A 14,195-nucleotide genomic window follows, 5' to 3' on the forward strand; every position below is an offset into this window, starting at 1 on the left:
GCAAAAGAATCGTCAGAAACCCACGACTTTACGCAGAATATCAATATACACCGGCATCAGCGGATGGCGCAGTAACGCCACCAGCGCGACCACGCCGATCCCAAGCGTCAACGGCGCCAGATACAGTAAACGGCTGCGGGGGAAATACGCGGTTAAGCGATCGACTGCCGCTTTGCCGCTACGCCACAGTCGCCAGCAAAACCAGCCCCCTACCCATAGCAACAGCGCCGTCGCCAGCAGCAACCATTTAAAATCCCCGCTCTGCATCTCAGAAGGAATATCAATTGCCGCCCCCGCCAGGATCCCCGGCAGGAAGTAGAACGGCGGCCACAGCACGCAGCCAATAATATTCGGGACGATAAATTTAGCGACAGGCAGATCCAGCATGCCCGCCACCATTGGCACCAGCGGACGCGTCGGTCCCACAAAACGCCCCACCAGAATGGTAAACATGCTGTGCTGATGCAGCGCGTGCTCGGTTTTATCCAGCAACGCCTTGTTCTTTTTCATGAACGACCAACGGTGCAGCGGCTTTTTAAAGCGCCAGCCCAACCAGAAAGAGATCCAGTCCCCCAACAGGCAACCCATGATGCCCGCAAGCCAGGCATGCCAGAAGTTCAGTTCGCCACTGCCAATCAGCGCCCCCAGCCCCGCCATCATCACGGTACCGGGCAGAATCAGACCAACCAGCGCCAGTGACTCCAGAAAGGCCACCAGCAGTACGGCGATCAGGGAGTACAGGGCGGACTGAAGAATAAAGTGTTCCAGCAATGCTTGCATAATGTGTCCGTCAGATTTACGAAGCAGGGATTTTGATAACCCGTCTCAACTTCGTCAAGCCATCAATTGTCTGAATAGATTGCGAGTTATGACAACTTTCAGGACACATCATTCACTTTTTATTCACATCCAGCGCGAAACTCGCTCGGACTGGCGCCAGTACATTTTTTGAAAACGCGAGAAAAATAGAGCTGATCGTCAAAGCCAACATTGCGCCCCACCGTAGCAATGGGCATACGAGTGGTACTCAGCAATAGCTTGGCCTGGCTGATACGCTGATCCTCGCGCCAGCTTAATACGCTGATACCCAACTGCTGACGGAACAGATGCGACAAACGGGAAGGCGACAGGCAGACGTGCTGTGCGACGCTGGCAATATCAAAATTACTGTCCGCCAGGTGATCGCTGATGTACTGGCAGGCGTCGCGCACGCGGTTGTCCATGGGGGGATGCAGCGATTCATTAATGGCTTCCATACGTCGGAGCAATAACTGCTCCAGTAAATTAATCGCCAGCAGTTCGGAATAGCGACCTTCTCCCTGCCCGGCGTTGATTATCTGCCCAAACAGTTCGTTAAAATGCGGCTGATGTGCTTCATCCGGGCGAAAGAATCCAGTCTGGGCAAAAATGGCCGGCCAGGTCAGCCACTCCTGCCAGTAGGCGCGTGGGCGAAAGTAAACCCACTGGTGATACCACTCGCTGGCATCAGGATGGCGTCCGTAGTGGTGAATTTCTCCGGGCGGAAACAGCAAAATATCGCCAGGCCGGCAGACAAATTGTTTGCCCTGATTATTGATAACCCCTTCGCCACGGATAGTGAGATTGAGGATATAGCCCTTCATACCCAGCGGCCTGTCGATAAAAAAATCCAGGTATCCGTTCGCCTCGATGGGGGTTAATCCGGCCACCAAATGCGCGTTAAACGAATAGCCTGGCAGCAGGGGATCGTTTTGCGTTTCAGCCATAATTTCAATACTCCCTATGTTCTGCTAAGAAACAATTTGTCCATATTACGCCAGACATCATTGCCGTCGCCCCTGCGGGCCGCTGTGTTTGCGGTAATGGACCATCAACCCCGCTTGTGAAAAGCACTTTGTAAAAAACATGTACTGCGCCAACGTTAAAATCGGCTAACAAAAGTGTCTATAACTACGGCAGAAATGTCCACATTGATTATTTGCACGGCGTCACACTTTGTGATGCCACAGCATTTTAGTCCATAAGATTAGCGAATCCTGCCTGACGGTTTTTATCCCTACTAACTACTGTTTATCCATACCCGTATTTTTGGATGGAGTAAGACGATGGCGATTGCAATTGGCCTCGATTTTGGCAGTGATTCAGTACGCGCTTTGGCAGTGGAATGTGCCACCGGTGAAGAAATCGCCACCAGCGTAGAGTGGTACCCACGTTGGCAGGAAGGACAGTATTGCGATGGCCCAAACAACCAGTTTCGCCATCATCCACGCGACTACATTGAATCAATGGAAGCGGCGCTGAAAACCGTGCTGGCCGAACTGAGCGTTAAACAGCGTGCGGAAGTGGTCGGGATTGGCGTTGACAGCACCGGTTCAACCCCGGCCCCCATCGATGCCGACGGCAATGTACTGGCGTTGCGTCCGGAGTTCGCTGAAAACCCAAATGCAATGTTTGTCCTGTGGAAAGATCACACCTCAGTAGAAGAAGCTGAAGAAATTACCCGTCTGTGCCACACACCGGGCAAGATCGATTACTCCCGCTATATCGGCGGTATTTATTCCAGCGAATGGTTCTGGGCCAAAATCCTGCATGTGACCCGTCAGGACCACGCGGTTGCCGAGGCTGCGGTTTCGTGGATTGAACTGTGCGACTGGGTTCCGGCCCTGCTCTCTAATACCGTACGTCCACAGGATATTCGTCGCGGTCGCTGCAGCGCCGGGCATAAATCCCTGTGGCATGAAAGCTGGGGTGGTCTACCGCCAGCCAGTTTCTTTGACGAACTCGACCCCATCCTCAACCGCCATCTGCAATACCCGATGTTTACCGATACCTTCACAGCCGACCTGCCGGTTGGCACCCTGTGCGCCGAGTGGGCGCAGCGTCTGGGACTACCGGAAAGCGTGGTGATTGCAGGCGGCGCTTTTGACTGCCATATGGGCGCGGTCGGCGCGGGCGCACAGCCCAATACGCTGGTGAAAGTCATTGGCACGTCGACCTGCGACATTCTGATTGCTGACAAACACAGCGTCGGCGAGCGCGCGGTGAAAGGCATTTGCGGCCAGGTTGATGGCAGCGTGGTGCCGCATTTTATTGGCCTCGAGGCAGGCCAGTCCGCGTTCGGCGATATCTATGCCTGGTTTAGCCGTGTGCTGAGCTGGCCGCTGGAGCAGCTTGCCACGCAGCACCCGGAGCTGAAGACCCAGATTAAAGCCAGCCAAAAACAGCTGCTACCAGCGCTAACCGAAGCCTGGGCGAGAAATCCGTCGCTGGATCACCTGCCGGTGGTGCTCGACTGGTTCAACGGTCGCCGTACGCCCAATGCCAACCAGCGTTTGAAAGGAGTGATTACCGATCTGAATCTGGCAACCGACGCGCCAGCGCTGTTCGGCGGTCTGATTGCCGCCACCGCCTTTGGTGCACGCGCCATCATGGAATGCTTCACCGAACAAGGCATTGCGGTTAACAACGTAATGGCGCTAGGCGGCATCGCCCGTAAAAATCCGGTCATCATGCAAGCCTGTTGTGACGTGCTCAACCGTCCGCTACAGATTGTCGCTTCAGACCAGTGCTGCGCACTCGGTGCGGCTATCTTTGCCGCCGTTGCCGCGAAAGTACACACCGATATCCCAGCCGCTCAGCAACAGATGGCAAGCGCCGTGGAAAACACGCTGCAACCTCGACCAGAGCAGGCTCAACGTTTTGAACAGCTTTACCGCCGCTACCAGCAGTGGGCGATAAGCGCTGAACAACAATACCTTCCGACTGCCGCTCCGGCGCAACAAACCCCGGTAGACCAGGCAACCCTGACACATTAAGGACACGACAATGACGATTTTTGATAACTATGAAGTGTGGTTTGTGATTGGTAGCCAGCATCTGTATGGCCCTGAAACCCTGCGTCAGGTAACCCAACATGCCGAGCACGTCGTTAACGCGCTGAATACTGAAGCTAAACTGCCCTGCAAACTGGTTTTAAAACCGCTGGGTACTTCACCTGACGAGATTACCGCTATTTGTCGTGACGCTAACTACGACGATCGCTGCGCAGGTCTGGTGGTCTGGCTGCACACTTTCTCTCCGGCCAAAATGTGGATTAACGGTCTGACAATCCTCAACAAGCCGCTGATGCAATTCCATACCCAGTTCAACGCCGCCCTGCCGTGGGACAGCATTGATATGGACTTTATGAACCTGAACCAGACCGCGCACGGCGGCCGTGAGTTCGGCTTCATCGGCGCACGTATGCGTCAGCAGCACGCCGTGGTCACCGGTCACTGGCAGGACAAACAAGCGCACGAACGCATCGGCTCCTGGATGCGCCAGGCCGTGTCCAAACAGGATACCCGCCATCTGAAAGTCTGCCGTTTTGGCGACAACATGCGTGAAGTCGCGGTCACCGATGGCGATAAAGTCGCTGCGCAGATCAAATTCGGCTTCTCGGTAAATACCTGGGCCGTAGGCGATCTGGTGCAGGTAGTGAACTCCATTAACGACGGCGAAATCAACGCGCTAATCGATGAGTATGAAAGCACCTACACCATGACGGCGGCAACGCAAGTCCACGGTGAGAAACGTCAGAACGTACTGGAAGCGGCCCGTATTGAACTGGGGATGAAGCGCTTCCTGGAACAAGGCGGATTCCACGCCTTTACCACGACATTTGAAGATTTACACGGCCTGAAACAGCTCCCGGGTCTGGCCGTACAGCGTCTGATGCAGCAAGGCTACGGCTTTGCGGGCGAAGGCGACTGGAAAACCGCCGCTCTGCTTCGCATCATGAAGGTGATGTCAACCGGTCTGCAGGGCGGCACCTCATTTATGGAGGATTACACCTACCACTTCGAGAAAGGCAACGATCTGGTGCTCGGCTCGCACATGCTGGAAGTGTGCCCGTCCATCGCGGTGGAAGATAAACCGATCCTCGATGTTCAGCATCTCGGCATTGGTGGTAAAGACGATCCCGCTCGTCTGATCTTCAACACCAAAACTGGCCCGGCAGTCGTTGCCAGCCTGATCGATCTTGGCGATCGCTATCGCCTGCTGGTTAACTGCATCGACACAGTTCAAACACCGCACTCCCTGCCGAAACTGCCGGTGGCTAACGCATTGTGGAAAGCCCAGCCTGATCTGCCGACCGCATCTGAAGCCTGGATCCTGGCCGGTGGCGCGCACCACACCGTCTTCAGCCACGCGCTGGATCTGAACGATATGCGCCAGTTTGCTGAAATGCACGATATCGAGATCGCCGTGATCGACAACGATACCCGCCTGCCGGCCTTTAAGGACGCGCTGCGCTGGAACGACGTCTATTACGGTTTTAAACGTTAATTATGTTGCTGCCGGATGGCTCTGCGTTTGCCCGCCATCCGGCACAGAGGAATCAACATGTTAGAAGATCTCAAACGTCAGGTGCTGGAAGCCAATCTGGCGTTGCCTAAGCACCACCTGGTCACCTTGACCTGGGGGAACGTGAGTGCCGTCGATCGCGAGCGCGGCGTGTTTGTGATTAAACCATCCGGGGTCGATTACAGCGTTATGACCGCAGAAGATATGGTCGTAGTCAGTATCGCCACCGGTGAGGTTGTAGAAGGTACGAAGAAACCCTCCTCCGATACCCCAACGCACCGTCTGCTGTATCAGGCATTCCCGACCATTGGCGGCATTGTTCATACCCATTCGCGTCATGCAACCATCTGGGCGCAGGCGGGCCAGTCAATTCCAGCCACGGGTACCACTCATGCGGACTATTTCTACGGATCGATTCCCTGCACACGGAAAATGACCGAGGAAGAAATCAACGGCGAATATGAGTGGGAAACCGGTAATGTGATCGTTGAAACCTTTGAGAAACAAGGTATTGACGCTTCGCAGATGCCTGGCGTGCTGGTGCACTCTCACGGTCCGTTTGCGTGGGGAAAAAACGCCGAAGATGCGGTACACAACGCCATCGTGCTGGAAGAAGTCGCCTACATGGGGATCTTCTGTCGCCAGCTCGCGCCGCAATTGCCGGATATGCAGCAAACCCTGTTAGATAAACACTACCTGCGTAAACACGGCGCAAAAGCCTACTACGGCCAGTGAAAACAATCTGAGCGCGCCCGAAATCTCGGTGGCGCGCTCTCTGGTTATTCCTTTATATATTCCGCAAACGCACTTCGATACACACAGTTATTAGCACAAACGTATTTAATCACGTTGTCATAATGTCCCTGCGCCTCTTCACCATCCAGTGAATGAAAGAAAATGTAATCTGTAATCGTTGACTGCCAGCGCTGTCCATTCAACAGATAATTAATCACCGTATCACGATGACCATTTATTCTGTCATGCCCTTGCCAGTGAAAGAAAGCATTCCCACGTTCAATAACCTCAGTACGCCAAATTTGACCTGACCACGTTCTATACTCAATATATTGACTTACTGATTTAATTGTAGGGTTAGATAACTGAGTATTAACAAATAAATAGTGATCATATCCTACCTGTAACGCCTGAGTATAAATATCCATAATAGGCCTCCATAACACTACGCACCCAAGCTATTGATATAAAACACCCGAGCTATCAGATGAATAAAATTATATTCAGCGATAAAAATCAAATTATACAGAGAGATATTCCCGACGAAATCGAACCGAAAATCCGTTTTTATCCAGACAATAGCAAGCCATAAAAATATATTATTTTCAATCTGGTAACCCGAGTGTTTGATTAAAATAGTTACACTAACCATGAATAAAAACAAATAAAAAAAAGAACCATTTTTCCTGAACCGAGGGATGAGTAACAAAACCGTACGAGCACGATTCCGAAAATGACATAAAAATCCTGAAACGGACTTCCAATTAATGAAACAAACATAATTACAAAACAATAATAAATAAAAATAGCCATGACAGGCCAATAAAATAATTCAAGGAAGAGTTTTCAATTAAGGCATTCATTTATTAAATACCAAACCCTATCCTGTAACACTTTTACTGCGGAGGGCATTTTACTGTTACTGTCACAATAACTTCCTACAGTTCTCATTTTTAACTGTACAAAATAACAGTACAATCGTGTAAACCAGGCTATAATAATGCCTGGTTTTTTAATGGGTACGCAGCGTGGCGCAGGCAGGCTTTATTTTAACCCGGCACTGGCGGGACACTCCGCAGGGAACTGAGGTCACATTCTGGCTGGCTACAGACGACGGGCCGCTACAGGTCACGCTCGCGCCTCAGGAGTCGGTCGCGTTTATTCCTGTCAGTCAGGTTCCTCGCGTAGCGTCATTATTACGCAATGAAAACGGCTATCGTCTGACGCCGCTGCAATTGCAAGACTTCCACCGCCAGCCCGTTTCCGGCCTGTATTGCCGCTCACATCGCCAGCTCATGCGGCTGGAAAAGCTGCTGCGTGAAAACGCAATTACCGTCTACGAGGCCGACGTGCGTCCGCCGGAACGGTATCTGATGGAGCGTTTTATCACCTCACCTGTTTGGGTTGAAGGCGACAGACACAACGGTACGCTGGTTAATGCCCGGTTGAAGCCGAACCCTGACTATCGACCGCCGCTGAAATGGGTCTCGCTGGATATCGAAACCACGCGCCACGGCGAACTCTACTGTATCGGCCTTGAAGGCTGTGGGCAGCGTATTGTCTACATGCTCGGCCCGGCAAACGGCGATGCCTCAGCGCTGGATTTTGAACTTGAATATGTCGCAAGCCGCCCGCAGTTACTGGAAAAGCTCAACGACTGGATTGCCCGTCACGATCCTGATGTGGTAATCGGCTGGAACGTCGTGCAATTCGATTTACGCATCCTGCAAAAGCATGCCGAACGTTACCACATTCCCCTGCGTTTTGGCCGTGACAATAGCGAGCTGGAGTGGCGCGAACATGGCTTCAAAAACGGCGTATTCTTCGCGCAGGCTAAAGGTCGCCTGATTATCGACGGCATTGAGGCGCTTAAATCCGCATTCTGGAATTTCTCATCCTTTTCACTGGAAACGGTGTCACAGGAGCTGCTGGGCGAAGGGAAGTCGATAGATAATCCCTGGGACAGGATGGACGAAATAGATCGCCGGTTTGCCCAGGATAAGCCCGCACTCGCCACCTACAATCTCAAAGACTGTGAGCTGGTCACGCGTATTTTTCATAAAACCGAGATCATGCCATTTTTGCTGGAACGATCGACGGTAAACGGCCTGCCGGTCGACCGGCATGGCGGTTCCGTTGCCGCCTTCGGCCATCTCTACCTACCGCGAATGCACCGGGCGGGCTATGTGGCACCGAATCTGGGGGAAGTTCCCGCGCACGCCAGCCCCGGTGGCTACGTGATGGACTCGCGCCCAGGTTTGTACGACTCCGTGCTGGTGCTGGATTACAAAAGCCTGTACCCGTCAATTATTCGTACTTTTTTGATCGATCCAGTGGGACTTATCGAAGGGATGGCACAGCCGGATCGGGAACACAGTACCGAGGGGTTCCTTGACGCCTGGTTCTCACGCGAAAAGCACTGTCTGCCGGAAATTGTTACCCAGATCTGGCATGGGCGCGATGAAGCCAAACGCCGCGGCAATAAGCCGCTTTCACCGGCGCTGAAAATCATCATGAACGCGTTTTACGGCGTGCTTGGCACCACCGCCTGCCGCTTTTTCGACCCGAGGCTGGCTTCGTCTATCACCATGCGCGGTCACGCGATCATGCGTCAGACCAAAGCGCTGATTGAGGCTCAGGGTTACGACGTCATCTATGGCGACACCGACTCCACCTTTGTCTGGCTTAAAAAGGCGCACTCGGAAGACGATGCGGCCCGAATTGGTCGGGAGCTGGTGAGCTATGTCAACAACTGGTGGGCGCAATCGCTGAAGCAGCAAAACCTGACCAGCGCGCTGGAGCTGGAATTTGAAACCCACTTTTGTCGCTTTCTGATGCCGACCATTCGCGGTGCAGATACCGGCAGCAAAAAACGCTACGCCGGAATGATTCAGTCAGGTGCTGAGCAACGCATGGTCTTTAAAGGTCTGGAAACGGTACGCACCGACTGGACGCCGCTGGCCCAGCAGTTTCAGCAGGAGCTGTACCTGCGAATTTTTCGTAACGAGCCTTATCAAGAGTTTGTTCGCGAGACTATCGACCGTCTGATGGCGGGTGAACTGGATGAACACCTGGTGTACCGCAAACGCCTGCGCCGCCCGTTGAGCGAATACCAGCGGAATGTTCCGCCGCACGTTCGCGCCGCGCGGCTCGCCGATGAGCAGAACGTCAAACTGGGGCGTCCGCAGCAGTATCAGAATCGTGGCACGATTAAATATGTCTGGACGATAAATGGACCTGAACCTGTTGATTATCAGCTATCTGCACTTGATTACGAGCATTATCTGACCCGCCAGATCCAGCCGGTTGCCGAGGGAATTCTTCCCTTTATTGACGATAATTTTGCTACACTACTCACAGGACAACTGGGGTTATTTTGACGCGTGACGAAACCGCCGCCATCCAGTACCATAGCGCCCTTTCCATTCCTGGACCCATTTAACACCCCTACCACTGATTTATTAGCCTGGTAGCGGGGTCGTATGCTCTCAATAACGGGGACTAGCCCGGAAAATGACGAGTATTGCCTGCAATTAAAGATATAGAGCCGAACATATATGCCTTTTACACTTGGTCAACGCTGGATCAGCGATACAGAAAGCGAATTGGGACTTGGTACTGTTGTCGCCATGGATGCGCGAACCGTCACTTTACTTTTCTCATCGACGGGTGAAAACCGTCTGTATGCGCGCAGTGATTCCCCCGTGACCCGCGTGATGTTCAACCCTGGCGACACGATAACGAGCCATGAAGGCTGGCAACTGCATGTCGATGAAGTAAAAGAAGAAAACGGCCTGCTTGCCTATATCGGAACCCGCCTTGATACCGAAGAAACCGGTGTAACGCTGCGTGAAGTGCTGCTCGACAGCAAACTGGTTTTCAGTAAACCCCAGGATCGCCTGTTTGCCGGCCAGATTGATCGTATGGACCGCTTTGCGCTGCGCTATCGCGCACGTAAATTTCAGAGCGAGCAGTACCGTATGCCGTGGAGTGGCTTGCGTGGTCAACGTACCAGCCTGATCCCCCACCAGCTCAACATTGCCCATGATGTCGGCCGTCGTCATGCCCCTCGCGTGTTGCTGGCAGACGAAGTGGGTTTAGGTAAAACCATTGAAGCAGGGATGATCCTGCATCAACAGCTGCTGTCAGGCGCCGCGGAGCGCGTGCTGATCATCGTCCCGGAGACGTTACAGCACCAGTGGCTGGTCGAAATGCTGCGTCGTTTCAACCTGCGCTTTGCGCTGTTTGATGATGAGCGTTATGCAGAAGCGCAGCACGATGCCTACAACCCGTTTGAAACCGAACAGTTGGTTATCTGTTCGCTGGACTTTGCACGTCGCAGTAAACAGCGTCTGGAGCACCTGTGTGATGCCGAATGGGATCTGCTGATTGTCGATGAAGCCCATCACCTGGTGTGGAGCGAAGACGCGCCCAGCCGTGAATATATGGCCGTTGAGCAGCTGGCAGAGCGCGTACCAGGCATCCTGCTGCTGACCGCAACGCCGGAACAGCTGGGCCTGGAAAGCCACTTTGCGCGCCTGCGTCTACTGGATCCAAGCCGCTTCCACGATTTCGCCCAGTTTGTTGAAGAACAGAAAAATTACCGTCCGGTCGCCGATGCCGTCGCCATGTTACTGGCTGGCAACAAGCTGAGTAACAATGAGCTGAACATGTTAGGTGACATGATTGGCGAACAGGACATTGAGCCGTTATTGCAGGCGGCAAACAGCGACAGCGAAGACGCCCAGAGCGCGCGTCAGGAGCTGGTTTCAATGCTGATGGACCGCCACGGCACCAGCCGCGTGCTGTTCCGAAATACCCGTAACGGTGTGAAAGGCTTTCCTAAACGCGAGCTGCATACCATCAAATTGCCGTTGCCAACCCAATACCAGACGGCCATTAAAGTCTCCGGCATTATGGGCGCGCGTAAGAGCGCGGAAGACCGCGCGCGCGACATGCTCTACCCGGAGCAGATTTATCAGGAATTCGAAGGCGACACCGGCACCTGGTGGAACTTTGACCCGCGCGTGGAATGGCTGATGGGCTACCTGACCAGCCACCGCTCGCAAAAAGTTCTGGTTATCTGCGCGAAAGCCACCACTGCGCTTCAGCTGGAGCAGGTTCTGCGCGAGCGCGAAGGTATCCGCGCCGCCGTATTCCATGAAGGGATGTCGATCATTGAACGTGACCGCGCTGCGGCCTGGTTTAGCGAAGAAGATAGCGGCGCCCAGGTGATGCTGTGCTCTGAAATCGGCTCCGAAGGGCGTAACTTCCAGTTCGCCAGCCATCTGGTGATGTTTGATCTGCCGTTCAATCCGGACCTGCTGGAACAGCGTATTGGCCGTCTGGACCGTATTGGTCAGGTGCATGATATCCAGATCCACGTTCCATACCTGGAAAAAACCGCGCAATCCGTGCTGGTGCGTTGGTACCACGAAGGTCTGGATGCGTTCGAACACACTTGCCCGACCGGACGTACCATCTATGACACGGTATATAACAATCTGATCGGCTACCTAGCTGAGCCAGAAAACACCGATGGCTTTGACGATCTGATCAAAACCTGTCGCGAACAGCATGACGCGCTGAAAGCACAGCTGGAGCAAGGTCGCGATCGCCTGCTGGAGATCCACTCTAACGGCGGCGAAAAAGCGCTGGCGCTGGCTGAGAGTATTGAAGAACAGGACGACGATACCAGCCTGATCGCCTTCGCCATGAACCTGTTTGATATCGTTGGTATTAATCAGGATGACCGTGGCGACAATTTGATCGTGCTGACACCGTCCGATCATATGCTGGTGCCGGATTTCCCTGGGCTGCCGGAAGATGGCTGTACCATTACGTTTGAGCGTGATGTTGCCCTGTCGCGTGAAGACGCGCAGTTTATTACCTGGGAGCATCCGCTGATCCGTAATGGTCTGGATCTGATCCTCTCCGGCGACACCGGAAGCAGCACCATTTCTTTGCTGAAAAACAAAGCATTACCGGTCGGTACTCTGCTGGTTGAACTGGTCTACGTCGTTGAAGCGCAAGCGCCAAAACAGCTGCAGTTAAACCGCTTCCTGCCGCCAACGCCGGTACGCATGCTGCTGGACAAAAACGGCAACAACCTTGCCGCGCAGGTTGAATTCGAAACCTTTAACCGTCAGCTCAGCGCCGTTAACCGCCACACCGGCAGTAAACTGGTCAACGCCGTTCAGCAGGATGTTCATGCCATTCTGCAACTCGGTGAAGCGCAGGTAGAAAAATCGGCCCGCGCGCTGATCGACGCGGCACGCAAAGAAGCGGACGAGAAACTGACGGCTGAACTCTCCCGTCTGGAAGCGCTGCGTGCCGTTAACCCGAACATCCGTGATGACGAACTCAGCGCCATTGAAAGCAATCGTCAGCAGGTGATGGAAAGCCTGGATCAGGCGGGATGGCGTCTGGATGCCCTGCGCCTGATCGTCGTGACGCATCAATAACGGAGCCTGACATGGGGATGGAAAACTATAATCCGCCGCAGGAACCCTGGCTGGTTATCCTGTATCAGGATGAGCACATTATGGTGGTCAACAAGCCGAGCGGCTTGTTGTCCGTGCCGGGTCGTCTGGATGAACACAAAGACAGCGTGATGACGCGTATTCAGCGCGATTATCCTCAGGCTGAATCCGTACATCGTCTGGATATGGCAACCAGCGGCGTGATTGTAGTGGCGCTAACTAAAGCGGCAGAGCGCGAGCTAAAGCGCCAGTTTCGCGAACGCGAGCCGAAGAAACAGTATGTCGCACGCGTCTGGGGACATCCCGCTCCGGCCGAGGGGCTGGTTGATTTACCGCTGATTTGCGACTGGCCGAATCGGCCAAAGCAGAAAGTGTGTTATGAGACCGGAAAATCGGCGCAGACCGAGTATGAAGTGGTGGAGTTTGCGGAAGATAACACCGCCCGGGTCGTGCTCAAACCCATTACCGGACGCTCCCACCAGTTGCGTGTGCATATGCTGGCATTAGGGCATCCGATCCTGGGCGACCGCTTCTACGCCCCGCCACAGGCCCTGGCGTTAGCGCCGCGCCTGCTGCTGCACGCAGAGATGTTAACTATCACGCATCCCGAATACGGCAACAGTATGACGTTTAAAGTTCCGGCAGATTTTTAAACGCAGGTCCCATTTAGGCCGGTGGGCTTCGCTTGCCCGGCCTACAGTCATTAACGTAGGCCGGATAAGGCGCTAGCTGCCACCCGGCATAACGATTATTTAAAACCTTTCTGTTCTTTAATTAGCTCGTAAGCTTTTTGAATTTCCTGCGCTTTTTGCTTCGCCATTTCCATCATTTCTGGCGGCAGGCCTTTCGCCACCAGTTTGTCCGGATGGTGCTCGCTCATCAGCTTACGGTATGCGCGCTTAATGGTGGTCGCATCATCGGTCGCTTTCACACCCAGCACATTGCAGGCGTCTTCCAGCGTCGGACCGCGTTGCGTCTGCTGCCAGCCACCGCCACCGGACTGTTGCTGATATCCGCCGCCAAACTGGGCGCCGCCCTGCATCATGCGCAGAAACTGATCAAACTGGGTACGTGAGATCCCCAACTCTTCAGCAATCACATACAGCACTTCACGCTCATTCGGATGCAACGACCCATCGGCAAAAGCCGCCTGGATCTGAATCTCCAGAAACATGCGGATCAGATCGAAGCGACCAAAACAGACGCTGCGAAACTGACGCATTTTTTCACGTAATGGGTAATTGTCCGATTTTCCCACCCGGAAGGCATGTTGCGCGGCGGTACGCGAGTCACCGTGCAAATTCATTCGATCCATCAATTGACTGGCGATATGGATATCGGCTTCCGTGACGCGACCTTTGGATTTGGTCAGGTGCCCCATCACCTCAAAAGTGGTGGCAAAAAACAGCGCCTGGCGTTCACGCTGGTTGGCAAACCACGCCATTTTGCGCATGCGGGCTTTGTCGAACATGTGACCAACTAACAGGCCCAGAACCACACCCCAGAAGCCGCCGCCCATCATTAAGGCCACGGCGACACCAATTATCTTTCCCCAATACTGCATAGACTCCCCAAATCTTTCTGCTCTCAGCCAGGATATGTCCCACAATATAAGGTGCTTTTACCGATTTACGGCTGCGGTCAATTGTGGGA

General features: G+C 53.7%; 10 protein-coding genes. 6 read left to right on the forward strand and 4 right to left on the reverse strand.

The features are described 5' to 3' along the window. Window positions 1-12: 12 nt before the first annotated feature. Window positions 13-780: a DedA family protein gene (locus HV314_RS21005; protein WP_047358337.1), complete on the reverse strand. Its 768-nt coding sequence runs from the start codon at window positions 778-780 to the stop codon at window positions 13-15. A gap of 119 nt (window positions 781-899) precedes the next feature. After that, complete coding sequence (gene araC / locus HV314_RS21010; protein ID WP_003018834.1) at window positions 900-1,745, reverse strand: arabinose operon transcriptional regulator AraC; 846 nt, start codon at window positions 1,743-1,745, stop codon at window positions 900-902. A gap of 339 nt (window positions 1,746-2,084) precedes the next feature. On the opposite strand from araC, the gene araB reads away from it, so the two are divergent. The 3 genes from araB to araD are packed head-to-tail and all read left to right on the forward strand — an operon-like array spanning window position 2,085 to window position 6,060. Then, window positions 2,085-3,794, forward strand: coding sequence for a ribulokinase (araB, locus tag HV314_RS21015; protein ID WP_075847948.1), 1,710 nt, complete (start codon window positions 2,085-2,087; stop codon window positions 3,792-3,794). A 10-nt stretch (window positions 3,795-3,804) separates the two neighbouring features. Next, complete coding sequence (gene araA / locus HV314_RS21020) at window positions 3,805-5,307, forward strand: L-arabinose isomerase (protein ID WP_181546617.1); 1,503 nt, start codon at window positions 3,805-3,807, stop codon at window positions 5,305-5,307. Window positions 5,308-5,364: 57 nt separating this feature from the next. Further along, a complete protein-coding gene (araD, locus tag HV314_RS21025) occupies window positions 5,365-6,060 on the forward strand; it encodes an L-ribulose-5-phosphate 4-epimerase (protein WP_016151673.1) in 696 nt (231 codons plus the stop codon). Window positions 6,061-6,104: 44 nt separating this feature from the next. Here the strand turns inward: araD and HV314_RS21030 are convergent, their stop codons facing one another. Next, entirely contained in the window at window positions 6,105-6,488 is a 384-nt protein-coding gene (locus tag HV314_RS21030) for a DUF4751 family protein (protein WP_016155677.1), read from the reverse strand. A 600-nt stretch (window positions 6,489-7,088) separates the two neighbouring features. On the opposite strand from HV314_RS21030, the gene polB reads away from it, so the two are divergent. From polB to rluA, 3 genes are all read left to right on the forward strand, one after another. Continuing rightward, on the forward strand, window positions 7,089-9,440 hold the full coding sequence (gene polB / locus HV314_RS21035; RefSeq protein ID WP_181546619.1) for a DNA polymerase II: 2,352 nt from the start codon (window positions 7,089-7,091) through the stop codon (window positions 9,438-9,440). A gap of 177 nt (window positions 9,441-9,617) precedes the next feature. Beyond that, window positions 9,618-12,524 carry an RNA polymerase-associated protein RapA gene (gene rapA, locus HV314_RS21040; protein ID WP_101700374.1) on the forward strand — a complete coding sequence of 969 codons (2,907 nt, stop codon included), beginning with the start codon at window positions 9,618-9,620 and terminating at the stop codon, window positions 12,522-12,524. Window positions 12,525-12,535: 11 nt separating this feature from the next. Beyond that, window positions 12,536-13,195: a bifunctional tRNA pseudouridine(32) synthase/23S rRNA pseudouridine(746) synthase RluA gene (gene rluA, locus HV314_RS21045; protein WP_016151668.1), complete on the forward strand. Its 660-nt coding sequence runs from the start codon at window positions 12,536-12,538 to the stop codon at window positions 13,193-13,195. 95 nt (window positions 13,196-13,290) lie between these two features. On the opposite strand, the gene djlA is transcribed toward rluA, so the two are convergent. Then, a complete protein-coding gene (gene djlA, locus HV314_RS21050; protein ID WP_046276044.1) occupies window positions 13,291-14,106 on the reverse strand; it encodes a co-chaperone DjlA in 816 nt (271 codons plus the stop codon). Window positions 14,107-14,195: the final 89 nt, after the last annotated feature.

It is taken from the genome of Citrobacter sp. RHBSTW-00887, from assembly GCF_013728095.1.
GTDB lineage: Bacteria > Pseudomonadota > Gammaproteobacteria > Enterobacterales > Enterobacteriaceae > Citrobacter > Citrobacter braakii.